26 protein-coding genes are annotated in these 25,513 nt (G+C 70.2%); 15 read left to right on the top strand and 11 right to left on the bottom strand.

All coding sequences use genetic code 11. From position 1 onward, the window contains the following. Window positions 1-16 precede the first annotated feature (16 nt). From dacB to folE, 6 genes are all read left to right on the top strand, one after another. Window positions 17-1,426: a D-alanyl-D-alanine carboxypeptidase/D-alanyl-D-alanine endopeptidase gene (gene dacB / locus J0695_RS16820; RefSeq protein ID WP_206962873.1), complete on the top strand. Its 1,410-nt coding sequence runs from the start codon at window positions 17-19 to the stop codon at window positions 1,424-1,426. Between the two features lie 75 nt (window positions 1,427-1,501). Then, entirely contained in the window at window positions 1,502-2,641 is a 1,140-nt protein-coding gene (locus J0695_RS16815) for an Rv3626c family coenzyme F420 biosynthesis-associated protein (RefSeq protein WP_206962872.1), read from the top strand. A 165-nt stretch (window positions 2,642-2,806) separates the two neighbouring features. Continuing rightward, window positions 2,807-3,850: a tRNA lysidine(34) synthetase TilS gene (tilS, locus tag J0695_RS16810; protein WP_206962871.1), complete on the top strand. Its 1,044-nt coding sequence runs from the start codon at window positions 2,807-2,809 to the stop codon at window positions 3,848-3,850. A 128-nt stretch (window positions 3,851-3,978) separates the two neighbouring features. Next, window positions 3,979-4,521, top strand: a complete 543-nt coding sequence (gene hpt / locus J0695_RS16805; RefSeq protein WP_206962891.1) for a hypoxanthine phosphoribosyltransferase — start codon at window positions 3,979-3,981, stop codon at window positions 4,519-4,521. A 182-nt stretch (window positions 4,522-4,703) separates the two neighbouring features. Next, window positions 4,704-6,734: an ATP-dependent zinc metalloprotease FtsH gene (gene ftsH / locus J0695_RS16800; protein WP_206962870.1), complete on the top strand. Its 2,031-nt coding sequence runs from the start codon at window positions 4,704-4,706 to the stop codon at window positions 6,732-6,734. A 93-nt stretch (window positions 6,735-6,827) separates the two neighbouring features. Next, window positions 6,828-7,433, top strand: a complete 606-nt coding sequence (gene folE / locus J0695_RS16795) for a GTP cyclohydrolase I FolE (protein WP_206962869.1) — start codon at window positions 6,828-6,830, stop codon at window positions 7,431-7,433. Window positions 7,434-7,481: 48 nt separating this feature from the next. Here folE and J0695_RS16790 read toward each other — a convergent pair whose 3' ends face one another. From J0695_RS16790 to J0695_RS16765, 6 genes are all read right to left on the bottom strand, one after another. Next, on the bottom strand, window positions 7,482-7,964 hold the full coding sequence (locus J0695_RS16790) for a DUF3180 domain-containing protein (RefSeq protein WP_206962868.1): 483 nt from the start codon (window positions 7,962-7,964) through the stop codon (window positions 7,482-7,484). 26 nt (window positions 7,965-7,990) lie between these two features. Beyond that, window positions 7,991-8,605 carry a 2-amino-4-hydroxy-6-hydroxymethyldihydropteridine diphosphokinase gene (gene folK / locus J0695_RS16785; RefSeq protein ID WP_206962867.1) on the bottom strand — a complete coding sequence of 205 codons (615 nt, stop codon included), beginning with the start codon at window positions 8,603-8,605 and terminating at the stop codon, window positions 7,991-7,993. After that, window positions 8,602-8,961, bottom strand: a complete 360-nt coding sequence (gene folB / locus J0695_RS16780) for a dihydroneopterin aldolase (protein WP_105868679.1) — start codon at window positions 8,959-8,961, stop codon at window positions 8,602-8,604. Before folB ends, folK begins: the two co-directional genes overlap by 4 nt. 165 nt (window positions 8,962-9,126) lie before the next feature. Next, window positions 9,127-9,591 (bottom strand): nuclear transport factor 2 family protein, encoded by a 465-nt coding sequence (locus J0695_RS16775; RefSeq protein ID WP_206962866.1) that lies wholly within the window; start codon window positions 9,589-9,591, stop codon window positions 9,127-9,129. Continuing rightward, window positions 9,588-10,448: a dihydropteroate synthase gene (folP, locus tag J0695_RS16770; protein WP_206962865.1), complete on the bottom strand. Its 861-nt coding sequence runs from the start codon at window positions 10,446-10,448 to the stop codon at window positions 9,588-9,590. The genes J0695_RS16775 and folP overlap by 4 nt, the downstream gene beginning before the upstream one ends. 30 nt (window positions 10,449-10,478) lie before the next feature. Further along, entirely contained in the window at window positions 10,479-12,320 is a 1,842-nt protein-coding gene (locus J0695_RS16765; protein WP_206962864.1) for a phosphatidylglycerol lysyltransferase domain-containing protein, read from the bottom strand. Between the two features lie 114 nt (window positions 12,321-12,434). Here J0695_RS16765 and J0695_RS16760 point away from each other — a divergent pair, with 114 nt between their 5' ends. After that, the gene (locus J0695_RS16760; protein ID WP_206962863.1) at window positions 12,435-13,559 is read left to right on the top strand and encodes an alpha/beta hydrolase; all 1,125 of its coding nucleotides are present in this window, start codon (window positions 12,435-12,437) and stop codon (window positions 13,557-13,559) included. On the opposite strand, the gene J0695_RS16755 is transcribed toward J0695_RS16760, so the two are convergent. Further along, window positions 13,549-14,697: an ABC transporter ATP-binding protein gene (locus J0695_RS16755; RefSeq protein WP_206962862.1), complete on the bottom strand. Its 1,149-nt coding sequence runs from the start codon at window positions 14,695-14,697 to the stop codon at window positions 13,549-13,551. The two genes, J0695_RS16760 and J0695_RS16755, sit on opposite strands and share 11 nt — an antisense overlap. A gap of 131 nt (window positions 14,698-14,828) precedes the next feature. On the opposite strand from J0695_RS16755, the gene J0695_RS16750 reads away from it, so the two are divergent. The 4 genes from J0695_RS16750 (at window position 14,829) to J0695_RS16735 (ending at window position 18,240) form a co-directional block, all read left to right on the top strand. Beyond that, on the top strand, window positions 14,829-15,545 hold the full coding sequence (locus J0695_RS16750) for an ABC transporter permease (protein WP_206962861.1): 717 nt from the start codon (window positions 14,829-14,831) through the stop codon (window positions 15,543-15,545). A gap of 3 nt (window positions 15,546-15,548) precedes the next feature. Further along, entirely contained in the window at window positions 15,549-16,217 is a 669-nt protein-coding gene (locus J0695_RS16745) for an ABC transporter permease (protein WP_206962860.1), read from the top strand. 41 nt (window positions 16,218-16,258) lie between these two features. Further along, window positions 16,259-17,230, top strand: a complete 972-nt coding sequence (locus J0695_RS16740; protein WP_206962859.1) for an ABC transporter substrate-binding protein — start codon at window positions 16,259-16,261, stop codon at window positions 17,228-17,230. 86 nt (window positions 17,231-17,316) lie between these two features. Next, the gene (locus J0695_RS16735; RefSeq protein ID WP_206962858.1) at window positions 17,317-18,240 is read left to right on the top strand and encodes a hypothetical protein; all 924 of its coding nucleotides are present in this window, start codon (window positions 17,317-17,319) and stop codon (window positions 18,238-18,240) included. Between the two features lie 41 nt (window positions 18,241-18,281). On the opposite strand, the gene J0695_RS16730 is transcribed toward J0695_RS16735, so the two are convergent. After that, window positions 18,282-19,424, bottom strand: coding sequence for an NADH-quinone oxidoreductase subunit D (locus tag J0695_RS16730; RefSeq protein ID WP_206962857.1), 1,143 nt, complete (start codon window positions 19,422-19,424; stop codon window positions 18,282-18,284). Between the two features lie 23 nt (window positions 19,425-19,447). Continuing rightward, the gene (locus J0695_RS16725; RefSeq protein ID WP_206962856.1) at window positions 19,448-20,380 is read right to left on the bottom strand and encodes an SAM-dependent methyltransferase; all 933 of its coding nucleotides are present in this window, start codon (window positions 20,378-20,380) and stop codon (window positions 19,448-19,450) included. A 96-nt stretch (window positions 20,381-20,476) separates the two neighbouring features. Here J0695_RS16725 and J0695_RS16720 point away from each other — a divergent pair, with 96 nt between their 5' ends. After that, window positions 20,477-21,682, top strand: coding sequence for a sensor histidine kinase (locus J0695_RS16720; RefSeq protein ID WP_206962855.1), 1,206 nt, complete (start codon window positions 20,477-20,479; stop codon window positions 21,680-21,682). A gap of 44 nt (window positions 21,683-21,726) precedes the next feature. After that, window positions 21,727-22,404, top strand: a complete 678-nt coding sequence (locus J0695_RS16715) for a response regulator (RefSeq protein ID WP_206962854.1) — start codon at window positions 21,727-21,729, stop codon at window positions 22,402-22,404. A gap of 54 nt (window positions 22,405-22,458) precedes the next feature. Here J0695_RS16715 and J0695_RS16710 read toward each other — a convergent pair whose 3' ends face one another. Then, window positions 22,459-22,773 (bottom strand): ArsR/SmtB family transcription factor, encoded by a 315-nt coding sequence (locus J0695_RS16710; protein ID WP_206962853.1) that lies wholly within the window; start codon window positions 22,771-22,773, stop codon window positions 22,459-22,461. A gap of 91 nt (window positions 22,774-22,864) precedes the next feature. On the opposite strand from J0695_RS16710, the gene J0695_RS16705 reads away from it, so the two are divergent. After that, entirely contained in the window at window positions 22,865-23,842 is a 978-nt protein-coding gene (locus J0695_RS16705) for a quinone oxidoreductase family protein (protein ID WP_206962852.1), read from the top strand. Window positions 23,843-23,853: 11 nt separating this feature from the next. Here J0695_RS16705 and J0695_RS16700 read toward each other — a convergent pair whose 3' ends face one another. Next, entirely contained in the window at window positions 23,854-24,945 is a 1,092-nt protein-coding gene (locus J0695_RS16700; protein WP_206962851.1) for a DUF5937 family protein, read from the bottom strand. A 100-nt stretch (window positions 24,946-25,045) separates the two neighbouring features. Between J0695_RS16700 and J0695_RS16695 the strand changes: the two genes are divergently transcribed. Next, on the top strand, window positions 25,046-25,246 hold the full coding sequence (locus tag J0695_RS16695; protein ID WP_206962850.1) for a hypothetical protein: 201 nt from the start codon (window positions 25,046-25,048) through the stop codon (window positions 25,244-25,246). Window positions 25,247-25,513 lie beyond the last annotated feature (267 nt).

Genomic DNA, 25,513 nt, shown 5'->3' with positions numbered 1-25,513 from the left:
CTGCTCCGAGGTGCCGATGCCGAAGCTGAAGACGCTCACGACACGGCAGTACGTAGCGGTTTCCACCGTGCTCGGCCTTCTTGCCGCGACCGGGGCGGTGGCGCTGGCCGGGCCCTGGGACTCAGGTCAGCGTAAGGCCGAGCGGGAGTTGGCAGGCCCCCGGGTCTCCGTAGGTGGCGCACATCACCCGGACCCGGCGCGCACCCGCGCCCCCGCGCCCGCCCCGAGCGCCCCCGGCGTACTCGCGGCGAGGGTCTGCTGTGCCAACGTACCGGCACAGCAGACCCTCGCCGCGGCCCTCGACCCGCTCCTGACCGACCCCGCGCTCGGCTCGGTCCGTACCGCCGCGGTGATCGACACCGCGACCGGCAGGCTGTTGTACGGATCCGGCGCCGACCGCGCCATGACCCCCGCCTCCACCGTCAAGCTCGCCACCACCACCGCGGCCCTCTCGGTCCTCGGCCCCGGCCACCGCATCGCCACGACCGTCGACGCGACCCCGGACGGCAAGCACCTCACCCTGGTCGGCGGCGGCGACCCCACCCTCTCCAAGGACCGGCTGCGGGCGCTCGCCGACGACACCGTCCGGGTCCTGCGCGACCGCGGTGTCACCTCCGTGGACCTCTCGTACGACACCTCGCTCTACGAGGGCCCGGAAATCCACCCGATCGGTATCAACAACAACATCGCCCCCGTGGTCGCCCTGATGACGGACGAGGGCCGCGTGGACGGCAGCGACCACGGTCCGGCCCCGCGCACCGGCGACCCGGCGGGCGACACGGCCCGTGCGTTCGCGGAGATGCTCGCGGACCGGGGCGTCACCGCGGACCCCGGATCCGCCCCCGCCCGGCCGGCCGCCGGCTCCGTCCCGGTCGCCCGTACGTACTCCGACCCGCTCTCCGCCCTCGTCGAACGCGCACTGACCAACAGCGACAACGACCTGGCCGAGGCTCTGGCCCGCCAGACGGCCCTCGCCGCGGGCGAACCGGCGAGCTTCGAAGGTGCGGGACGCGCGGTCAAGGCCCAGCTGGACAAGCTCCGACTCCCGGTCTCCGACGCCCAGTTCGCCGACGGCAGCGGCCTCGACCGCAACGACAAGGTCACCGCCGCCCTGCTCGCCACCGTCCTCGCCCGCGCCGCGGACCAGGCCCACCCGAAGCTGCGCCCCGTCCTCACCGGACTGCCCATCGCCGGTTTCAGCGGCACGCTCGCCGACCGCTACACGGGCAGCGCTTCTGGCACCGGCCTGGTCCGCGCCAAGACGGGCACCCTGACCGGGGTGAACACCCTGGCGGGCACGGTGGTGGCGACCGACGGGCGGCTGCTCTCCTTCGCCTTCCTCGCTTCGGACACGGCATCCCCTTTCTCCGCGCAGCCCGCACTCGACCGGCTGGCCACGGCACTGGCCACCAGGAAACTCTCCTGACCCGCCGGGCCACAGGGCAACCCACGCCTCCCAACACCTCACCGCAGGACAAGAAGGCAACGTACGGTTGACCGCATGACGCGTATCGGTGGTGCTGGTACATCGGGGATGGTCGACTGGAATCTCGCGGTGGCGACCGCGATCCGCTTCGTGCGGCCAGGTCCGGACGTGAGCCGGGACGAGGCGCGGGCGGTTGTCGCGGAGCTGCGCCGGCACGCGAAAGCGGCCGAGGAGCATGTGCGCGCCTTCACCAGGATGATCCCGGAAGGGCAGGAGCCGGAGGACACCCCGGTCCTGGTCGTCGACCGGGCCGGCTGGGTCAGGGCCAATGTGGCGGGCTTCCGGGAGATCCTCAAGCCGCTCCTGGAGAAGATGCAGGAACGGCGCGGCAACTCCGCGGGCGGGGCGGTGCTCGGCGCCGTCGGCGGCAAGGTCACCGGTGTGGAGCTGGGGATGCTGCTGTCCTTCCTGGCCTCCCGGGTCCTCGGGCAGTACGAGACCTTCGCGCCCGCGTCCCGCGATCTGCCCGCGTCCGAGACCGGCGGCGGACGGCTGCTCCTGGTGGCCCCCAACATCGTCCAGGTCGAGCGCGAACTGGGCGTGGATCCCCATGACTTCAGGCTCTGGGTCTGTCTGCACGAGGAGACCCACCGCACCCAGTTCACCGCCGTGCCGTGGCTGCGTGACCACCTCGAGGGCGAGATCCAGTCATTCCTGGATCAGACCGAAGTGGACCCTATGACCGTTTTGGAGCGGCTGCGCGAGGCCGCCCAGTCGCTCACGGGCAACAGGCCCGAGGGCGAGGACGACGAGGGCGGCCGCTCCCTCGTCGAGCTGGTCCAGACCCCTGCCCAGCGCGAGATCCTTGGCCGGCTGACCGCCGTAATGTCCCTTCTGGAAGGGCATGCCGACTATGTGATGGACGGTGTGGGCCCGCAGGTCGTGCCGTCCGTGAACGAGATCCGGGAGAAGTTCCAGCAGCGCCGCGCCAAGGGCGCTTCCCGCCTTGACCAGGCGCTTCGCAAGCTCCTAGGCCTCGATGCCAAGCTCCGGCAGTACCGCGACGGCGAGCGTTTCGTACGGGCCGTGGTGGACGAGGTGGGCATGGACGGCTTCAACCGCGTCTGGACCTCCCCGAACACGCTCCCCACCAAAGCGGAGATCGCCAAACCGGCGGACTGGATCGCGCGGGTGCACCGTAAAGCAGACTCCTGACCCGGACGCGGCCGACGGCAGGAGAACGCCCCTCGAATCACCCATCTGAGGGACCGTGGCCGGTGGGTAGGCGTGCAATGCTCGGGTAACGGCCCGCTTCTGTCACCATCTACGCACTCTGTGTGACGGAAGTGCACCCCCCAACTCCACCGAAGGGCACCGGACATGGGTCCCCATCCTGCGGTCGCAGCGATACGCCTGGCGGTTCGCCGCGTACTGAACGACGTACTCAACGAAGCTCTGGACCATCCCCCGACCCATCCCCAGGCGCACCCCACCGCGCACGAGGTGCCCCCCACGCCCCTCGTGCTCGTCGCGTGCTCCGGCGGCGCCGACTCCATGGCTCTCGCCTCCGCCCTCGCATTCGAGGCGCGCAAGCTGCCCGTGCGGGCCGGTGGCATCACCGTCGACCACGGCCTCCAGGACGGCTCCGACATCCGCGCCGCCGAGGTGGTCTCCCGGCTCTCCGCGATGGACCTCGGCCCTGTCGAGTCCGTCGCCGTGACCGTGGGCCGCGAGGGCGGCCCCGAAGCCGCCGCCCGCGACGCGAGGTACGCCGCGCTGGATGCCGCAGCCGAGCGCCACGGCGCGACCGCCGTCCTCCTCGGCCACACCCGCGACGACCAGGCGGAGACGGTCCTCCTCGGCCTCGCCCGCGGCTCCGGCATCCGCTCGCTCTCCGGCATGGCGGCCGTCTCGGGGGCGGCCGGACGCTACCGCCGCCCCTTCCTCCAGCTGGACCGCCAGACGGCCCGCAAGGCCTGTCTGATCCAGCAGCTCCCCGTCTGGGACGACCCGCACAACACGGACCCCTCGTACACCCGCTCCAGGCTGCGCCACGAGGGGCTGCCCGCGCTGGAGAAATCCCTCGGCAAAGGCGTGGTCGAGGCCCTGGCCCGCACCGCACAGCTCTCCCGCGACGATGCCGACGCCCTGGACGCCTGGGCCCTGGACGCCGATCTCTCCGTACGGGACGAGACCGGGCAGCTGGAGTGCGTGAAGCTCTACGCGCTGCCGCCCGCGGTACGGCGCCGGGTGTTGCGGCGCAACGCCATCGCGGCCGGTTCCCCCGCGGGCTCGCTCTTCGCCCGGCACATCGAGGAGATGGACCGGCTGATCACCGGGTGGCGGGGGCAGGGGGCCATCAACCTGCCCGGCCGCGTCGAGGCTCAGCGGCAGGGTGGCAGACTGGTCATTCGGCAAGGCTGAACCGCACGCTGTGTCTTCCCGGGGACTGTGGCACCAGAAACTGGCGTCACGGGCCCCCGGACCCCCGGCCGAAATGCCGGGACAGGCCCAGCACCCAAGTGAAAGTGACCCGGGTGAACCAGAAAGACATGGGCGCCGACCTCCAGTCGGTGCTCATCACCAAGGAAGAGATCGACGCGAAGCTGGCGGAGCTCGCCGCGAAGATCGACGCGGAGTACGCGGGCAAGGACGTGCTGCTCGTCGGTGTCCTCAAGGGCGCTGTGATGGTGATGGCGGACCTGGCGCGTGCGCTCTCCCTCGACGTCACGATGGACTGGATGGCGGTGTCGTCCTACGGCGCGGGCACGCAGTCCTCGGGTGTCGTCCGGATCCTCAAGGACCTGGACACCGACATCAAGGGCAAGCACGTCCTGATCGTCGAGGACATCATCGACTCGGGTCTGACGCTCTCCTGGCTGCTGTCGAACCTCGGCTCCCGCGAGCCGGCCTCGCTCGAGGTCTGCACCCTGCTGCGCAAGCCGGATGCCGCAAAGGTCGCGATCGACGTGAAGTGGATCGGTTTCGACATCCCGAACGAGTTCGTCATCGGGTACGGCCTGGACTATGCCGAGAAGTACCGCAATCTCCCGTTCGTCGGGACGCTCGCCCCGCACGTTTACGGCGGCGAGTGACGCTTTCCGGTTCCGCCGGGTGAGCAGGCCCCGAACGGGAACCCTCACCGCCATCCCGCCGTTGGAGCAGGGGAAGGCGGTCGCGGGCGCCCATGCTGGGGTACCGTCCGAAGAACAGTCTTTACTCACAGCAGCATTTACCTACGGGCAGGAGGGACGGGGCGTAAGTCCGCCCCGTATGGATGGACGTGAAGCGATACTTCCGTGGGCCGGTCATGTGGATCGTGCTGGCCGTCCTGGCCGTGGTCGTGCTGATGCAGGTCGTCGGCTCGTCAGGCGGCTACAAGTCAGTGGACACCTCCAAGGTCGTCCAGGCGATCACTGACAAGAAGGTCGAGCAGGCAAAGATCACCACAGGTGATCAGAACGTCATCAAGATTCAGCTGAAGGACGGCCAAAAGGTCGACGGCGAGTCCGGCAGCAAATTCCAGGCCAACTACATCGGCGACGCACAGGGCACTCAGATCGCGGCGCAGCTGCAGACCGAGTCGTCCAACGGGGACATCCCCAAGGGCTACACGGTCTCGGTGGAGAAGCAGAACGCCTTCCTGGGCATCCTGCTCTCGCTGCTGCCGTTCGTCCTCATCGTCGTGGTCTTCCTCTTCCTGATGAACCAGATGCAGGGCGGCGGCTCCCGCGTCATGCAGTTCGGGAAGTCCAAGGCCAAGCTGCTCACCAAGGACACCCCCAAGACGACCTTCGCCGATGTGGCGGGGGCCGACGAGGCGGTCGAGGAACTCCAGGAGATCAAGGAGTTCCTGCAGGAGCCGGCGAAGTTCCAGGCCGTCGGCGCCAAGATCCCCAAGGGTGTCCTGCTGTACGGACCTCCGGGTACGGGCAAGACGCTGCTGGCCCGCGCTGTCGCGGGTGAGGCGGGCGTCCCGTTCTACTCGATCTCGGGTTCCGACTTCGTCGAGATGTTCGTCGGTGTCGGTGCGTCCCGTGTGCGTGACCTCTTCGAGCAGGCCAAGGCGAACGCCCCGGCGATCGTCTTCGTCGATGAGATCGACGCCGTCGGCCGGCACCGCGGTGCCGGCATGGGCGGCGGTCACGACGAGCGCGAGCAGACCCTCAACCAGCTCCTGGTCGAGATGGACGGCTTCGACGTGAAGGGCGGCGTCATCCTGATCGCCGCCACGAACCGTCCCGACATCCTTGACCCGGCTCTTCTCAGGCCCGGCCGTTTCGACCGCCAGATCGCGGTCGACCGTCCGGACATGCAGGGCCGTCTGGAGATCCTCAAGGTTCACCAGAAGGGCAAGCCGGTCGCCCCGGACGTCGATCTGGCCGCAGTGGCCCGTCGCACCCCCGGTTTCACCGGCGCCGACCTTGGCAACGTGCTGAACGAAGCCGCGCTGCTCACCGCACGCGGCAATCTGAAGCTCGTCGACAACGAAGCGCTGGACGAGGCGATCGACCGTGTCGTGGCGGGACCGCAGAAGCGGACCCGGATCATGTCCGACAGGGAAAAGAAGATCACCGCGTACCACGAGGGCGGACACGCCCTGGTCGCGGCGGCTTCCCCCAACTCGGACCCGGTCCACAAGATCACGATCCTGTCGCGCGGCCGTGCACTCGGCTACACGATGGTGCTTCCTGACGAGGACAGGTACTCCACGACCCGCAACGAGATGCTCGACCAGCTGGCATACATGCTGGGCGGGCGTGCGGCCGAGGAGCTCGTCTTCCACGACCCGACCACGGGCGCGGCCAACGACATCGAGAAGGCCACGACCACCGCTCGCGCGATGGTCACGCAGTACGGCATGACCGAGCGTCTGGGCGCGATCAAGTTCGGTGGAGACAACACCGAGCCGTTCCTCGGCCGGGAGATGGGCCACGCTCGCGAATACTCGGAAGAGGTCGCGGCGCTCGTCGACGAAGAGGTCAAGAAGCTCATCGAGACGGCGCACAACGAGGCCTGGGAAATCCTGGTCGAGAACCGCGACGTCCTCGACAACCTGGTTCTGGCTCTCCTCGAGAAGGAGACACTGAACAAGGAGCAGATCGCCGAGGTCTTCGCCGGCATCGTGAGGCGTCCCGCCCGCCCGGCGTGGACCGGATCGTCCCGGCGTACGCCCTCGACACGTCCGCCGGTGCTCTCACCGCGAGAGCTGGCACTCACCACCGGCGCCACCGGCGCCAACGGTGCGGCCACGGCCGCCGTGGAGGCAGTCCCCGAGCCGGTCCCCGAGGACCGTCCCGAGAGCTGATCAGCCCCGGCAGCCCCGGAATGCACATCGCGCCCCCCAGGTTCTAGCCTGGGGGGCGCTGCACTTTTTGTTGACGAGGAGCGAGGCACACCGATGACCGACCCGATAACGCTGGACGGCGAGAGCACGATCGGCGCGTTCGACGAGAAGCGCGCGGAGAACGCCGTACGCGAGCTTCTCATCGCGGTCGGCGAGAACCCGGACCGCGAGGGCCTCCAGGAGACCCCCGCGCGCGTGGCACGGGCGTACAAGGAGCTCTTCGCGGGGCTGCGCCAGAAGCCCGAGGACGTCCTGACGACGACGTTCGATCTCGGCCACGACGAGATGGTCCTGGTGAAGGACATCGAGGTGCAGAGCCACTGCGAGCACCATCTGGTGCCGTTCACGGGCGTCGCCCACGTCGGGTACATCCCGTCCGTGGAAGGCAAGATCACGGGGCTGTCGAAGCTGGCCCGGCTGGTGGACGTCTACGCCCGGCGCCCGCAGGTGCAGGAGCGGCTGACCACCCAGGTCGCCGAATCGCTGATGAAGATCCTGGAGCCGCGCGGTGTCATCGTCGTCATCGAGTGCGAGCACATGTGCATGACGATGCGCGGGGTGCGCAAGCCCGGCGCGAAGACCATCACCTCGGCGGTGCGCGGGCAGCTGCGCCACCCGGCGACGCGCGCCGAGGCGATGAGCCTGATCATGGCCCGGTAGATCCTCGGACCTCGGACCTCGGACCTGGGGCTTGGGGCCTGGGGCGTCCTAGGCGGGCGCGCCCTGGCTGGTGTCGTTCTCGTCCTCGGGGAGCTTGCACACGCGCTCCAGGAAGAGGGCCGCCGCGACCACCGCGATTCCGGCGGCCACCGAGAAGGCGGCGTAGATCGCCTGGTCCCGGCGGGCCGAGACGTCGAGCTGGCCGAGCAGAAAGACGCCCGTGCCGCCGTACATCCCGCAGACCAGCGACGCGACCAGCGCGCTCGCCTGGCCGAAGACCACCGCGCGGGCCGCCATCAGCGGCTCCACGCCCTTCGCGCCGGGCCGGCGCTCCCGCTGGGCCCGCAGCCGGGCACGCAGCGAGAGCGCCGTCGCGAGCAGGGTGACGGCGATCAGCGCCAGCACGATCGGCGCGGCCAGCGGCACGCTCGGCAGCGTGCCCACCGAGTCCCACAGCCGGGCGCCGGCCCAGGACAGGACTCCGGCCACGACGAACAGGCCGGCCAGTACGCCGAGTCGTAGTTGCTTCACAGGTTGATGCCTCCCAGAGGGCAACGTCACTCGGGCAGGCGGAGTTCCAGATCGGGGCGGGACAGTACGCCTTCGTTGCCGAGGCCGACCAGGAGCTCGGCCACCGCGCCGCGGCCGGGCAGCTGGGCCTCCGGCTCCACGTCGTGCCATGGCACCAGGACGAAGGCCCGCTCATGGGCGCGCGGGTGCGGAAGGGTGAGGACCGGGTCGTCGGAGAGGACGTCGGCGTACGCCACGATGTCGACGTCGATCGTGCGCGGGCCCCAGCGTTCGTCCCGTACCCGGTCGAAGGCCTCTTCGATGGCCTGGCCGCGCTCCAGGAGCGAGGAGGGCGGCAGGGTCGTCTTCACGACCACGACCGCGTTGAAGTAGGAGGGCTGGGAGCCCGGGGCGACGCCCCACGGCTCCGTCTCGTACACCGGGGAGACCGCTTTGACCCGGAGTCCGGGGGTGTCCTCCAGGGCGTCGATCGCGCCCTGCAGGGTCTCCAGACGGTTGCCCAGGTTGGAGCCGAGCGAGAGCACGGCCCGTTTGGGGTTGGAGAGGGTCACGTCAGCGGCGTCGACCTGCTCGGTCACGGAGGCGGGCACGGGCTGGACCGTCGGGTCGCTCTGGGAGCCCCCGTACAAACTGGCAGTCATGCGCGGCTCCGGGTGATGGTGATGGTCACGTCGTCGAAGGGGACGGTGATCGGCGCGTCCGGTTTGTGGACGACCACTTCCACCTCCTGGACGCCTTCGTGCTTGAGGCACTGCTGGGCGATCCGCTCGGCGAGCGTCTCGATCAGGTCGACCGGTTCCCCCTGGACGACGTCCACGACCTCCTCGGCCACCACGCCGTAGTGCACGGTCTTCGCCAGGTCGTCGTCGGCCGCCGCGGGGCGGGTGTCGAGGCCGAGCACCAGGTCGACGATGAAGGTCTGGCCTTCCTCGCGCTCCCGGGGGAAGACGCCATGGTGCCCACGGGCCTTGAGGCCGCGCAGCGCGACACGATCCACGCGAATCACTCCTGCTTCAATCGGTGAGTAGGGCGCATGCGCCGAGTGCGGTCGGCACAACGTCCTCGTTCGAATCTACCTGCGAGCACTGACAGCGCCCGCCCACGGGGGCTGTGGACAGGCGTCGGGTCGGGTGGTACCCGCCCATACCCTGGGGGCCCCTGTTCAATCCTCGCTGTCTGTTCCTTCGTCGGACTCGTCGGATTCGGCGAGAACGGGTGATCCGTGGTGCGACCAGAGCTTCCAGCCGTCGCGGGTGCGGCGGAAGACATTGGTGGCGACGACCAGCTGGCCGACGAGCGGGCCCAGCTCGCCGCTCTCCTCGGCGGGGCCGCCGCTGAGGATGTTCTCCGTGCAGGTCACCAGGGCGATGTCACCGGCGAGCGCGACCTTCACATCGGTCAGGAAGAACTGGATGTACTCGGTGTTCGCCATGATCAGGGCGTACGAGCGGAGCACCTCGCCGCGTCCCGTGAGAACCGGCCAGCCCGGGTGGATGCAGGAGATCTCCACGTCGGAGTCGCCGTCCAGCCAGAGGTCGGAGAGTTCGTCGAAGTCGCCGCGCTCCATCGTCTCGTAGAAGGCGGTGTTGGCGAGCTCGACCGCTTCGAGATCGGCCGGGGCGGTCACCGGGCGCCCTCGACGGCGCGGGCGACCCGTACCGCGTCGGCCGTCGCCCGTACCTCGTGGACGCGCACCGCCCAGGCGCCCTCATGGGCGGAGATCGCGGAGATCGCGGCGGTGGCGGCGTCGCGCTCGCGGGCGGGCGGCGGGGCCGCCCCCTCGTGTGCGAGTACGTGGCCGAGGAAGCGCTTGCGGGACGCGGCGACCAGCAGCGGCCGGCCCAGTGCGTGGAGCTCGGCGAGGTGGGCGACCAGGGCCAGGTCGTGTTCGGCCTGCTTGGCGAAGCCGAGACCGGGGTCGATGACGATCCGCTCGGGGGCGATCCCGCCCTCGATGACCGCTTCCATCCGGTCGCGGAGCTCCGAGACGACCTCGGCCACCACGTCGGCGTAGACCGCACGGCTGTTCATGGCCTCGCTGAAGCCGCGCCAGTGCATGACGACGAAGGGCGCGCCCGTGGCGGCGACGGCGGGGATCATCGCGGGGTCCGCGAGGCCGCCGCTCACGTCGTTCACCAGGACCGCGCCGGCCGCGACGGACTGTTCGGCGACCGTGGCACGCATGGTGTCGACGGAGACGGTGACGCCCTCGGAGACCAGGCCGCGTACGACGGGAAGCACCCGCCGCAGCTCCTCGTCCTCGTCCACCCGGGAGGCGCCGGGGCGCGTGGACTCACCGCCGACGTCCACCAGGTCGGCTCCCTCGGTGACCAGGTCCAGGCCGTGTTTGACGGCGGCCGTGGCACTGAACCAGCGGCCCCCGTCGGAGAAGGAGTCCGGGGTCACATTGACGACCCCCATGACCGCACAGCGGTCCCACTCCGGCAGTCCCTGGACCTTCCCCCGCCCGCGCAACGTACTCATGTGTCCAGCCTAGGCCCGTGCGGAGCGTCCTTACGCCGGGTTGAACTCGGCGTCCTTGGCTCTGGACGGGGAGGGAGGCGGGATGTGCGTGCAGGGGCGGGGCACGGCGACCCGGCGGCGGGCGAAGGGACGGGGGAGCGCGAAGTTCACGAATCCCTCCGCCTGCATCGCTGCGATGCCGATCCGGGGGAGGTCGCTGTTGTTGCGGAAGACGACGAAGCGGGGCTCCCAGCGCGGCTGGAACTTGGCGTTGAACTTGTACAGGGACTCGATCTGGAACCAGCGGGAGAGGAAGACGAGGAGCCCGCGCCAGCCCCGCAGGACCGGTCCCGCGCCGAGCTTCTCGCCGCGTGCGAGTGCCGCGCGGAACATCGCGAAGTTCAGCGAGACGCGCTCGATGCCCAGGGCGGGAGAGGCTTCGAGCGAGGCGACGATCAGCAGTTCGTTCATCCCGGGGTCGGCCGAGCGGTCGCGGCGCATCAGTTCGAGCGACATGCCGTCGCGCCCCCAGGGGACGAAGTGGATGATCGCCTTCAGGTCGCCGTACGGGGATGCCGCGTCGGCCTTGTGGGCGGTGGCGATCACACAGTCGCCGTCGCCCGGGTCGCCGATCCGGCCGAGCGCCATGGAGAAACCGCGCTCGGTGTCGGTGCCGCGCCAGGCCTCCGCGGCCGCCCTGATGTCGACCAATTCGGCTTCGCCGAGGTCACGAACGCGCCGGACGCGGGTTTCGTAGCCATTGCGCTCGATGCGCTTCACCATCTGGCGTACGTTGCGCATCGCGCGCCCGGCGAGCGAGAAATCCACTACGTCGACCACCGCCTCGTCGCCCAGCTCCAACGCGTCGAGTCCGGTCTCGCGGGTCCAGACCTCGCCGCCCGTCTCGCTGCAGCCCATGACGGCGGGGGTCCAGGAGTGCGCCTTGGCCTCGTCCATGAAGCGCTCGATCGCGCCGGGCCAGGCCTCGACGTCGCCGATCGGGTCGCCGGAGGCGAGCATCACGCCCGAGATCACCCGGTAGGTGACGGCCGCCTTGCCGCTGGGGGAGAAGACGACGGCCTTGTCGCGGCGGAGCGCGAAGTGGCCGAGCGAGTCGCGGCCGCCGTGCTTCGCCAGCAGGGCGCGCAGCTGCCGCTCGTCCTCGTCGGTGAGGCGGGCCGCCGGGTGCTCGGGGCGGAAGGCCAGATAGATGGTGGTGACGGCGGTCAGCAGGCCGAGTGCGCCCAGTGAGTACGCGACGGTCCATGAGGTGTCACCGGCGTACTCGACGGGCCCCTCGAAGCCGAAGAGTCCGTACAGCACGTGCTGCAGACGGTCCGCGACGCTGGGCGTGCCCATGGTGCGCTGCGGGTGGACGCTGACGATGACCAGGCCGAGGCTGATCGAACCCGCGCCCAGGAGCACGAAGTTGGCGAGCGCCTTCCAGCGGCTGCGCGGGTCGGGGAGGGCCACGAACTCGGTGCGGTGGCGCAGCAGCAGGAAGAGCAGGACCAGCGAGATCACCGATCCCAGGACCGAGTGACGCCAGGTGAACTGTGCGACGGCGCCGGCCGGCAGCAGTATCACCGCGGCCCGCCAGGCCCTGCGCTTGTGGCGCTTGAGACCGTGCGCGAGGAGCAGCAGCAGTACGCCGACGCTCAGGGCCAGCGCGGCCGTGAACGGGCCGAGCGTCCCTGGCAGTACCTCCGCGACCGCGTGCATCCTGCTGTGCCTGAAGCGCGGGAAGACCCCGCCCGCGATGTCGAGGAGACCCACGACAGCGCAGGCCGTTCCGACGAGTGAGGGCACCTTTTCGGGGCGGGGGCCCTGCATGGCCCGCCGTACACGAATCGGAACCGTTGCTGATTTATCCCCATCTAGCCTGACAGACATGCTTCCCACGGCTCCGCAAGAGATCCGGACATTTTGTGTCCACTAGGACGGCGCTTCAGGGGAGCCGGTTCACCCGTTCCCCGGAAAATCTATGGAAGAAAGCTTGATCTCCACATGGGTCTCACCAGCCACAAGGTCCTTGCGCTGGCGGTAGTGCTCGCGACGGTGCTGTTCGTCGTGACGATTCTGTTCTGGCCGCGACTGGCCCGCCGCACCTGGCGCGCCGTGGTGGGGCGTATCGGGCTGCTCCTGGCGACGCAGCTGGCCATCTTCACCATGGTCGGGCTCCTCGCCAACAACTCGTTCCTCTTCTACGGATCCTGGGCCGACCTCGTCGGCAGGGAACAGACCCCCGGCGTGGTCGTCGACCACGCCGCCGGAACGGCGCGTTCGGGAAGCAGGAGCGTACAGGTGCTGGGGAAACAGGAGTTGGACGTCAAGGGGGGCCGCGGACCACGGGTGAGTGGACAGATCCAGAAGGTCCTGATCGACGGGCAGGCGTCACGGATCGCGAGTCCCGCGTACATCTATCTGCCGCCGGAGTACTTCCAGGCGAAGTACGCGAAACGGACTTTCCCCGCGACCGTGGTGCTCACCGGCTATCCCGGTGTGGCGATGAACCTGATCAAGGGACTGGCTTACCCGCAGACCGCGTTGAAGCTGGCCAGGGCCGGGCGGATGCAGCCGATGGTGCTGGTGATGATGCGGCCGACGGTGGCGCCGCCGCGTGACACCGAGTGTGTGGACGTGCCGGGCGGGCCGCAGGCGGAGACCTTCTTCGCGAAGGATGTGCCGCGGGCGGTGCACACGTCGTACCGGGTCGGGAGCACGGCGCGGAGCTGGGGTTTCGTCGGTGATTCGACCGGTGGCTACTGCGCGCTGAAGATCGCGATGCATCACCCGAACGTGTACGGCGCCGGTGCCGGACTCTCCGCGTACTACAAGGCCGCCGAGGACGTGACGACCGGTGATCTCTTCCACGGCGACGCGAAGGCCCGGCACCGCGCGGACCTGCTCCGGAGCCTGGGACAACTGCCCGCACCCGACGTCTCGTTGATGGTGACCACCAGCAGGCAGGGCGAGGGCAACTACAAGAACACGATGAAGTTCCTTGCGAAAGCGAAGCCGCCGACCCGGGTCTCGTCGATGGTGCTGGAGAACGGCGGCCACAACTTCAACACCTGGCGCCGGGAGATCCCGGCGACCCTGGAGTGGCTGAGCGGCAGGCTCACCGGCTGATGGTCTCCAGCTCCACTTCGGTACGGGGGATGTCCCTGGCGTCGGCCGCGGTCGAGCGGCGCAGGGCTTCGTGCAGGCGGGCGGGGGTGAGGGCGCCGAGGAAGCGGCCGACGCTGTCCTCGTCGATCACCGCGATCCAGCCGGCGTCGTGCTGGAGCATGGTGGCCAGCGCCTGCCTGAGCGAGGCGCCGACGGGAAGCCAGGCCTCCATGCGGCGGGCGTGGTCGCGCACCAGACCCTTGCCGGACGCGGCCTGTTCGGCGGAGATCCAGCCGTGCAGATTCTCTTCGCTGTCGAGAACGACCGCCCAGCGGTCGATGGCTGTGGGCAGGGGGAGCGGGTCGTCGAGGTGGACGATGGGCGGCTGCTCCAGGTCGCCGCGCTCGATCGGGGTGACGGAGAGGCGCTTGAGGCTGCGGTCGGCGCCGACGAAATCAGCCACATAGGGGGTTCGGGGCGCTCCGAGCACGGTGGCGGGCGCGTCGAACTGCTCGATCCTGCCCTGCCCGTATACGGCGATGCGGTCGCCGAGGCGGACCGCCTCCTCGATGTCGTGGGTGACGAAGAGGACGGTCTTGCGCAGTGATTTCTGGAGCGCGAGGAACTCGTTCTGCAGGTGCTCGCGGACGACCGGGTCGACGGCGCCGAAGGGCTCGTCCATGAGGAGCACGGGCGGGTCGGCGGCCAGGGCTCTTGCCACGCCGACGCGTTGGCGCTGGCCGCCGGAGAGCTGGTCGGGGTAGCGGCCGCCGTAGACGGAAGGGTCGAGGCCCACCAGGTCGAGGAGTTCGGCGGCGCGGGCGCGAGCCTGGGCTTTCTTGACGCCCAGGAGGTGCGGGACGGTCGCGGTGTTGTCCAGGACCGTCTTGTGCGGGAACAGGCCGACCTGCTGGATGACATAGCCGATACGGCGGCGGAGCTGGACGGGGTCGATGGCGGATATGTCCTCCCCGTCGAGGAGTATCCGGCCGCCGGTCGGCTCGATGAGGCGGTTGACCATCTTCATCGTGGTGGTCTTGCCGCAGCCGGAAGGACCGACGAGCGTGACCAGTTCACCCTCGGCGACATCGAAGGAGAGGTCGTCGACGGCCATGGTGCCGTCCGCGTACCGCTTGGTCACGTGCTCGAAACGAATCATGATTCCCCATTGTGCCGGGCCGATTGTGAAGGCCATGTTGCTGCAATGCGACGGCCCTCGGTGATTGTCAGTGGTCAGGGATAGGGTCGGCCAGACGTGAGTTCGAAGAGAGTACGAGGGGGTGGGGGCGGGTGAGCAGCGCGAACTGTCTGGTGACCAATGACTGGATCTGCGGGGAATATCTCCGCTCCCGTCAGCAGGAGTTGATCGACGCGACGGTCCAGCATGTGTGGATCACGACGATCTCCGTCGCGATCGGCCTGGTGATCGCTTTTCCGCTGGCGCTGCTCGCGCGGCGGGGGCGCGGATTCGCCGGGCCCGTCCTCGGGCTGACGACGACCCTCTACACGGTGCCTTCACTGGCGATGTTCTCGCTGCTGCTGCCGCTGTTCGGGCTCTCGGCCGGGCTCGTCATCACGGGCCTGGTGCTGTATTCGCTGACGATTCTCGTACGGAACATCCTGGCCGGGCTCGAAGCGGTGCCGGAGGACGCGAAGGAGGCGGCGCGCGGGATGGGGTACGGGCCCGTGCGGCTGCTCTGGGAGGTCGAACTGCCGCTGGCGCTGCCGGTGCTGCTGGCCGGGGTGCGCATAGCGACCGTGTCGACGGTGGCGCTGACGACCGTCGGGTCGATCGTGGGCAAGGGCGGGCTCGGCAACCTCATCGGGGACGGGGTGGACACGCTGTTCAAGGCTCAGGTGCTGACGGCCTCGGTGCTGTGCGTGCTGCTCGCGGTGGTCGCCGATCTGCTGCTGCTCGGTGTGCAGCGGCTGCTGACGCCCTGGACCCGAATACGTACGCCGCGGGCGGCCTCGGCCGAAGCCGCCACCGCGGTGAAGGCGGGCTGAGCCATGAGGAACATCGGGGAGGCCTGGCCGTGGCTGAGCACGGGGGCCAACTGGTCGGGGGAGAGCGGGGTCTGGCACCGGCTGGCGCAGCATCTGACGGTGAGCGGGCTCGCCTTCGGGCTCGCCTGTCTGATCGCGCTGCCGCTCGCGCTGTATCTGGGGCATCTGGGCAAGGGCGGGGCGCTCGCTGTCAACATCTCCAACGTGGGGCGGGCGATACCGACCTTCGCGGTGCTGGCGCTGCTGATGCTGACGCCACTGCGGTCGCAGGGCGATGTGCCGACGGTCATCGCGCTGGTGCTCTTCGCCGTACCGCCGCTGCTCACCAACGCGTACACGGGAATGCGCGAGGTGGACCGCTCGGTTGTGGAGGCTGCGCGGGGGATGGGGATGTCCGGGGGCCAGCTGTTCCTCCGGGTCGAACTGCCCCTTGCCTACCCGCTGATCATGACCGGGCTCAGGTCCGCGGCGGTCCAGGTGATCGCCACCGCGACGCTGGCCGCGATGACGGGCGGGGGCGGCCTCGGCCGGATCATCACGGCCGGATTCAACACGTACAACACTCCGCAGGTGGTGGCGGGCGCACTGCTCGTTGCCGCGCTGGCCCTCGTCGTCGAGGGACTTCTGGTGGCGGCCGACCGGCTGCTCGACCCGAGGCGCAAGACCGCGTAATCACTTCTTACTTCCTTTTACTTCCTTGGACGGTGGAGCTCATGAGCAGAACCTCGCGCATAGCGGGCGCGGTACTCGGTGTGGTGGCCCTCGCGGGTTCGCTGGCCGCGTGCGGCGGCGACAGCCTGGAGAAGGACAAGAGCGGCGAGGCCTCGTCCAGCGGCTCGGACACCGCCAAGAAGGGCTCGCTCGTCGTCGGCGCGGCCGGCTTCACCGAGTCCAAGGTGCTGGCCGAGCTGTACGCACAGGTGCTGGGGAACGCCGGCTACCAGACCTCCGTCACGGAGGTGAAGAACCGCGAGCTGTACGAGCCCTCCCTGGAGAAGGGCGAGATCGACGTCGTACCGGAGTACGCGGCGACGCTCGCCGAGTTCCTCAACGCCAAGGCGAACGGCGCGAAGGCGGCTCCGGTCGCCTCCGGTGATGTCGCCGCCACCGTCGCCGCGCTGACCAAGCTCGCCGAGCCTCGCGGCCTCAAGGTGCTGCCCGCGGGCGGGGCGGTCGACCAGAACGCCTTCGCGGTCACCAAGGAATTCGCCGCGAAGAACAAGCTGAAGACGCTTTCGGACCTGGGGAAGTCGAAGGTCAAGGTCAAGATCGCCGCGGGTGACGAATGCACGATCCGGCCGTTCTGCGCGCCGGGTCTGAAGTCGAAGTACGGCATCGATGTCACCGGCATCGACCCCAAGGGCGTCGGCACCCCGCAGGCCAAGCAGGCGGTCAAGGACGGCACGGACCAGCTGGTGCTGACCACGACGACCGACGCGACGCTGGACAGCTTCGGTCTCGTACTCCTGGAGGACGACAAGAAGCTCCAGAACGCGGACAACGTGCTTCCTGTGGTCAATGCCAAGGACGCGGGTGCGACCGAGGTGGCCGACGCTCTGGCCAAGCTCACCCAGGCCCTGACGACCGACGATCTGGTCGCTCTGAACCGCAAGGTGGACAGCGAGCGCGCGAAGCCGGCGGACGTCGCGAAGGAGTACCTGAAGTCCAAGGGCCTGATCAAGTAGGAGATTGTGGGGAATGGAGGTAACCGGCTGGGAACAATAGGCCGGGCGGTCATCCATTCGGCGGTTCCGCACGGTAAATTTCGCCCATGCCACGTGGACGACACCGCCATTCCCCACCCCTGCACCAGCTCCTCCAGCCCTCGGCCATTGCCGGTGCGTCGATCCTCTGCGCCGCCGGCGCCTGGCTGTTCGCCGACCCTGTGGTGCTGCGCGGCCTCGTCGCGGCCGCGGCTGCCGCCGCGGTCGGCGGCGCCGTACTGATGCGCGGCTGGGACCGGACCGCGGGCCGCCGCGTCGCCGAGCTGACGCGCGCGCGCGTGGCCGACGAGTGGAAGACCGAGGAGCGCATAGCCGAGCTCGAGGCCGACCTCGAGGAATCGCGCGAACTGCGCACCCGCCTGGACGGCAGGCTCCGCGCCAAGCGCGTCGAGCTGGCCGGTCTGCGCAATGAGCACGCCGCGCTGCTGCGCCGTTACGCCAACGCCGAGACCGAGCGGGCCGGTGTCCTGGAGAGCCGCCGCCTCCTCGCGATCGAGGCGGCATCACCGGTACGGGCCCTGCCCGCGGCCGTCTCCACACCGACGCCCGCGGCGTACGCCAGGGCCGCTCGCGCCCTGGAGAACCTGGTCTGCGACCGGACCGGGGAGGCGGAGGACCACAAGGGGAAGCCCTCGGCGGCCGCCGGGAGTGACCACTCCCGCCCGACGTCCGCCCTTCCCGTGCCCCGCAATGTCCCGGCAACGGCGGTCGTTCCGTACGCCCCGACGCACAACAGGGCCGTACGCCGCCAGCTGGGCAACTTCGACTTCTTCGGCAACCAGGTCGCGCAGAAGGCCGCCGCGGACCTGGAGAAGGAGGACCTGGCGGACGTGGTGGGCGCCGAGGCACTCGAAGCCGTACGCAACGAGAAGTCGGCCGACAGCCGCGGAATCGGTCAGGTCATCGACCTGACCGCGCACGACGAGACCGAGCAGATCGATGTCGCGCAGCTGCGGAGCGCGATCTCCTAGGCGTCGGACCCGCCCGGGGAAGGCCTGCCGCTCCTTGTCGATTACTTGTCGATGTCGCCCACGACGAAGAAGAGCGAACCCAGGATCGCCACCATGTCGGCGACCAGCGTCCCCGGCAGCAGCTCGGCGAGCGCCTGGATGTTGTTGAACGACGCCGAGCGCAGCTTGAGGCGGTACGGCGTCTTCTCGCCCTTGGACACCAGGTAGTAGCCGTTGATGCCCAGCGGGTTCTCGGTCCACGCGTAGGTGTGCCCCTCGGGGGCCTTGAGGACCTTCGGCAGCCGCTGGTTGATCGGCCCCGGCGCCAGCTCCGCCATCCGGTCCAGGCACGCGTCCGCCAGGTCCAGCGCGTTGTGGGTCTGGCCGAGCAGCACCTCGAAGCGGGCCAGGCAGTCGCCCTCGGTCCGGGTGACGACCTTGAGGGTGTCCTGGAGTTCGCCGTACGCGAGGTACGGCTCGTCGCGGCGCAGATCGAAGTCGACACCGGAGCCGCGCGCGATGGGGCCGCTCACCCCGTACGCATGGACGGCCTCGGCGGACAGCACGCCGACCCCGCGCGTGCGGCCGCGGAAGATCTCGTTGCCGAGGACCAGCTTGTCGTACACGTCCATCCGCGAACGCACCGAGGCGACGGCGTCGCGCGCCCGGCCCAGCCAGCCCAGCGGGAGGTCCTCCTTGAGGCCGCCGACCCGGTTGAACATGTAGTGCATCCGCCCGCCGGAGACCTCCTCCATCACGGCCTGGAGCTCCTCGCGCTCACGGAAGGCGTGGAACACCGGGGTGATCCCGCCCAGTTCGAGCGGGTACGACCCGAGGAACATCAGATGGTTGAGCGTCCGGTTCAGCTCGGCGAGGAGCGTCCGCGTCCACACCGCGCGCTCCGGGACCTCCATGCCGAGCATCCGCTCGACGGCCATCACGACGCCCAGCTCGTTGGAGAAGGCGGAGAGCCAGTCGTGCCGGTTGGCGAGCATGATGATCTGGCGGTAGTCGCGCGCCTCGAAGAGTTTCTCCGCACCGCGGTGCATATAGCCGATGACCGGCTCCGCCTGCTGGATGCGCTCCCCGTCGAGGACCAGGCGGAGGCGCAGCACCCCATGGGTCGATGGGTGCTGGGGGCCGATGTTGAGCACCATGTCGGTGGTCTCCGCGGCGCCGCCGATGCCTACCGTCGTCTCCGTCATGGGCCACAGTCTCTCAGAGCTGTTCAGACCCGCTGCAGCAGCCAGCCGAAGTCGCCGAGACCGCCGCGCGCGGTCAGCTCGGCGGCCTCGCCCGCAGCCGCCAGTCCCCTCACGTACGCAGCCGGATCCGTCGACGCCAGCGACAGCGGCGGGCGCTCGCCGCGCACCCCGAGCCGGTGCAGGGCCTCGCGCTGGGACAGCAGCTCGGCGCCCGGCAGCGCGCAGGCGTCCAGGGCGACATGGGCCGTGATGTCACACGATCCGTCGGGTACGGGACGGACCTCGCGGCCCGCGCGGAAACCGGTGAGCGTGCCGAAGGGCGGCCGGGCGCCCTGTGCGTGCGCGTAGTCGACGGCGACCGCGAGTCCCGCGTCGAGCGTGGCGACCGCCGCCGCCCAGGCCTCGTCCCGCGGGCGGCCGATCTCGGCGCGCTCGCCAGGCCCCGACAGCGGCCACCAGCGGGCCAGCCAGTCGGCGTCGGCCCCGGTGACCGGGGCGCCAGGGCGCTCCTCGCCGTCCTGGCGGACCTCCACGTACCGCACCACCCCGTCGGGGTCGGACTCCGCGACCTCGACGGGGACGTTGTCCAGCCACTCGTTGGCGAAGAGGAGTCCGCGCACGCCCGCCGGCGGCTCGGCGCACCAGTCGATACGGGGGTCGAGGCCGGCCGGGCGGGGGGCGCGCTCGACGGCGTACGCCCGTACGGGGAAGCCCTCGGGCAGCGCCGCGAGCACCCCCGTCAACAGTTCGCCGCGTCCCGCCCCCATGTCCACCACGGCCGGTTCCTCGATGCCGAGACCGGTCACCAGCCGGGCCACCGCCGAGGCGAAGAGCGGCGATGCGTGCACGGACGTACGGAAGTGCCCGGCCGGTCCCTCGGCCCGCAGATAGAAGCCGTCCACCCCGTACAGAGCGGCCTCCGCCGACTCCCGCCACCCGCGCCACTCATCAGTCACGCCATCAAGTCTCCACCTTGGGGAGTACGCCGACGGTCACCGGATCGGTCCTCCGGTTGACCCTTGAACCTGTCCGGCATCCCTACGCTGGGTTACGTGCAACGCCTCTATGACTTCATCCGCAGACACCCGACATGGGTCGACAGCTTCTGGGCCGTCTTCCTGCTCGGGCTCTCCGGTATGCAGTACGCGGCGATGCTGACCGACTCAAGCCGCGTCGAGCTCATCGCATCCCTGCCGATCTTCCTGGGCCTGTGCACCGTCGTCGCGCTGCGCCGCCGCGCCCCCGAGAAGATGCTGCTGCTGGCCATCGTGATGGGCCTGGCACAGCTTGTTCTCGATGTACGGCCGTCGGCGGCCGACTTCGCGATGCTGGTGGTCATCTACACCGTCGCGGCCGAGGGGAAGCGCTGGGCTTCGCGCACCGCGCTCGGTGGCGGGCTCGTCGCGGCGACGCTCTCGCAGATGCGCTGGCCGGACTCGGGCGCCCGCGGTGTCTTCCAGTTCATCGCCCTCACTGTGATCATGACGGTCCCCTTCGTCCTCGCCTGGGTGATGGGCGACTCGATGCGCACCCGCCGCGCCTACTTCGCCCAGCTGGAGGACCGCGCGGCGCGCCTGGAGAGGGAGCGCGAGGCGCAGTCCAAGGTCGCCGTCGCCGCCGAGCGCGCCAGGATCGCGCGCGAGCTGCACGATGTCGTCGCGCACAATGTCTCGGTGATGGTGGTCCAGGCCGACGGGGCCGCCTATGTCCTGGACGCCTCGCCCGACCAGGCCAAACAGGCTCTGGAGACCATCTCGTCCACCGGCCGCCAGGCGCTCGCCGAGATGCGGCGGCTGCTCGGTGTGCTGCGCACGGGCGAGCACCAGGAGGCGGGGGAGTACGTACCGCAGCCCGATGTCCAGCAGATCGAGGATCTCGTCGAGCAGGTGCGCACCGCGGGCCTGACCGTGGACTTCCGCGTCGAGGGGACCGCGCGCCCGCTGCCCAGCGGCGTCGAGCTCACCGCGTACCGCATCGTGCAGGAAGCCCTCACCAACACCCGCAAGCACGGTGGCCCGGACGCGGGCGCGAGCGTGCGCCTGGTCTACTTCGACGACGGGCTCGGGCTGCTCGTCGAGGACGACGGCCGGGGCGCGGCGCACGAGATGTACGAGGACGGCGGCGCCGACGGGGCCGGGCACGGCCTGATCGGTATGCGCGAGCGCATCGGGATGGTCGGCGGCACGCTGGACGCCGGGCCGCGGCCCGGTGGAGGCTTCAGGATCAGCGCCCTGCTCCCGCTCAAGCCCGCCCACTAGCCGCCAGCCGCCAGCCACCAGCCACCAGAAAGGCACTCCCCGCCATGTCAATCCGCGTCATGCTCGTCGACGACCAGGTGCTCCTCCGTACCGGCTTCCGTATGGTGCTGGCCGCCCAGCCCGACATGGAGGTCGTCGCCGAGGCGGGCGACGGCGCGGAGGCGATCGAGAACCTGCGGGCGACGGCGGTCGACGTCGTGCTGATGGACGTACGGATGCCGAGGATGGACGGCGTCGAGGCGACACGGCGGATCTGCGAGGCGCCCGATGCACCGAAGGTGTTGATCCTGACCACCTTCGACCTTGACGAGTACGCGTTCTCCGGGCTGAAGGCGGGCGCCAGCGGCTTCATGCTCAAGGATGTGCCGCCGGGCGAGCTCCTGGCGGCGATCCGCTCGGTCCACAGCGGGGACGCGGTGGTCGCCCCCTCGACGACCCGGCGTCTCCTCGACCGCTTCTCGCCGATGCTGCCGAGCGCGGGCGGCGAGCCGAAGCACAAGGAGATCGAGCGGCTGACCGAGCGGGAGCGGGAGGTCATGCTGCTGGTCGCCCAGGGGCTTTCCAACGGCGAGATCGCGGCCCGCCTCGTCCTGTCGGAGGCCACGGTCAAGACGCATGTGGGCCGCATCCTCACCAAGCTGAACCTGCGGGACCGGGTCCAGGTGGTCGTCCTCGCGTACGAGACCGGTCTTGTGCGGGCAGGCGGCTCGGGCGCGCACTGAGGCCGCGCCGCTCCCTGCCTGCTCGGGCCCCTGCCCACCCGGGCCCCTGCCCGCTCAGTCCCCGCGCAGCACCAGCTCCAGAAGCCCGGGGAAGCGCGTCCCGAACTCCTCTCCGCGCAGCCGGTTGAACCGGCGCGCCCCTTCGTCCTTCTGCTCGACGACGCCCGCTCCGCGCAGTACGGCGAAGTGGTGGCTCAGCGCTGCCTTGCGGACGTCCACGTCGAAGGAACCGCAGGTGCGCGTCCACTCCTGGGACCCTGCCAGCTCCCTGAGGATCTGGATCCTCACCGGATCGGCCAGCGCGGAGAGGGCCGTGAGCAGGGGGACGTCGTCGGGGTGGGTGTGTTCCGGGGCGGCGCGGTGGCTCATGGGGCGGATCCCTCCTTGCCAGGTGTTCGATCACGGTCATACACTTCGAGTGTTCGTCTTTCGTCGAACACCTTACCCGGAGGGGATTCCCATGCGTGCAATCCAGGTGACCGAGTTCGGCGCCCCCGAGGTCCTGCGCGAGGCGGAGGTGGAGACGCCCGAGCCCGGCCCGGGCCAGGTCTCGATCGACGTCGCCTACGCCGGAGTGAACTTCGCCGACCTCAAGGCCCGCAGCACCGGCTACCGCGTTCCCAGCCTCCCCTTCCTCCCCGGACTCGAAGTCGCGGGCCGCGTCCGCGCACTGGGCGCGGGCGTCGAGGGGCTGACCGTCGGCCAGGAGGTCGCCGCCCTCACCGCCGGCGGCGGTTACGCCGAGGTCGCCGTCGCCTCGGCCACCACCGTCTTCCCGGTCCCGGCCGGCCTTTCGCTCCGTACGGCCGCGACCCTCCCCACCGTCCTGCCCACCGCGCACGCCCTCGTCCACGAGGTGGGCCGGCTCGGCGCCGGTGAGACCGTCCTGGTCCAGGGCGCGGCGGGCGGCGTCGGCACGGTCGTCGGCCAGCTGGCGAAGCTCGCGGGCGCGGGCGCCGTCTATGGCGTCGTATCGCGCCCGGAGAAGGCCGAGTACGCGCTCAAGTACGGCTACGACCAGGTCTTCGTCGGCGCCGACTGGGCGGACCAGCTCGCCCGCGCCGCCGAAGGACGCGGCGCCGACCTGATCCTCGACTCCGACGGCGGCGAGGCGCTGCGCCGCAGCCTGGACTCGCTCGCCCCCTTCGGCCGGATCGTCAACTTCGGCAATTCGAGCGACGAGGGCCCCTGGCAGTTCGGCCGCGCCGACCTCGACCCGGGCGCCCGCTCGGTGACGTCCTTCTCGATCCTGACGCTCGCAGGCACCGCCCCCGACGCACTGCGCGACCTCTCGCACCGGGCCTTCGCCCTGGTCGCCGACGGCAAGGCGGAACTCCCGGTCACCGCCGAACTGCCCCTGTCGGACGCGGCGGAGGCGCACCGCCTGATCGAAACGCGCACGACCACGGGCAAGCTCCTCCTGCGCGTCGCCCCCTAACGCAGCACCCCCTAACGCAGCACCCCCTCCAGGAAGTCGCTCCCCAGCCGGGCCACCACGGCCGCGTCCAGCTGGTGCAGTACGTACCGCCCGCGCCGCTGCGTCGTCAGCAGGCCCGCCTTCTTCATCACGGCGAGATGGCGCGAGACCTCGGGTGCCGTGATCCCGTAAGCGTCGGCCAGTTCGCTCGTCGTGTACGACCCCCGGGCCAGGCTCCGGCAGATCCGCATCCGCATCGGGTGGGCCAGCGCCTCCAGGCGCAGCTTGACCATCTCGACGGGCGCGGCCCCGGCGCCGAGGTCCGGGGTGTGCACCGGGTACTGCACGACGGGCTGCCAGCCGGGTGCGTGCAGCGCGAAGAGGTGCGGCCAGCCGAACGCGGTCGGCAGGAAGGTCAGCCCGGACCCGGCGGCCGTGGTCCGGCCGTGCGTCAGCTTGTCGACCACCACACGCACGCCCTTCTCGTCCTCCTCCAGCGTCAGGGCGGGGGAGGCGGCGGCGACGGCCTCCGCGAGCCCCTTGCGGCGCAGCAGCTCGGTCTTGTGCCGGGCGTCGGCGGCCAGCTGGACGCGCACCCGCGCCCAGGTGTCGGCGAAGAAGGCGTCTTCGCAGTCCTCCAGAAGCCGGCGGATCCAGGCCCGTACAGCAGGTGGATCGGCGAGCATCCGCCGGACGAACGCGGCCTGGCGCGGTCCGCGCGCGGCGGCCAGATCGAGCGCACGCTCCCGCATCCGGGCGTCGACCAGCGGGGAGGGCGCGCCCTCGCTGTAGAGACTGGCGCACGATATTTCCAGCGCCGCACCGACGAACTTCTCGTCCTCCATGCGGTCGAGGTCGTCGAGCTCCTCGGTGAGAGTCGCCCGCGGCCTGGCGGGCAGCAGGATGTCGGAACGGGTGGACCGCCACAGGAAGTCGGCCTCGGTCAGCCGGTCGGCGAGCTCGGGCTTCAGCCCAGCATTGGTCGTGGTGATCCAGCCGTGCAGCCGGGCGTGATGGGCGGGCTCGGACAGCGCGTGCAGCGCGGCGCCGAGCTCTGCGAGGGGCGAGGGACCGAAGGTGATCCGCTCGTGGGGCAGCCCGGTGATGTCGATGCAGACGCTCATGTCATCCATGGTGCCTGCCCCCACTGACAACGCCTCCACCGATTGACGCGCCCTGTCAATCCACGCGCCAACTGCGCGGCCCGCGGCGCACGGTGGCCCCATGAACGCCATCCAGCAGCACATGCTCGACGCCTATCGCGCCTCGCAGCGCGGAGAGCAGGCCCCGCCGCTGCCGGGCCGCCACGACTGGCAGGTGGTCCGCGAGTTCGGCGACCACCGCGACCTCACTGCGGCCCTGGCGGCCGGCCACCGCCCGGCCCGCGGCCGCCTCCGCCGGGCGCTCGCCCGCGTCTTCCACTAGCGACCTCCGGTCGCGTGTCCTCAATCTCCCCCAAGCTCTCGACTTCGCTCGAGCAGGGGGGACCCCCTTGACGGGCTTGATTTGCCTGCACCTGGCAATCCCGGAGCAGCAAGATGAAGCCCGCCGCTTGTCCTCAATCGCCGGACGGGCTGGTTTTGCCTGATGTGGGCTGCACAGGACAGGAAAATTCAGCCCGCGGGCGACCGTGAACCGGGGGAAAAATCAAGCCCGTCCGGCGATTGAGGACCGGGGGTCCGGGGGCGGAGC

It is taken from the genome of Streptomyces beijiangensis, assembly GCF_017315755.1.
Lineage (GTDB): Bacteria > Actinomycetota > Actinomycetes > Streptomycetales > Streptomycetaceae > Streptomyces > Streptomyces beijiangensis.
Note: the sequence above shows the minus strand (reverse complement) of the source record. Positions and strands in the feature narration are given on the sequence as shown.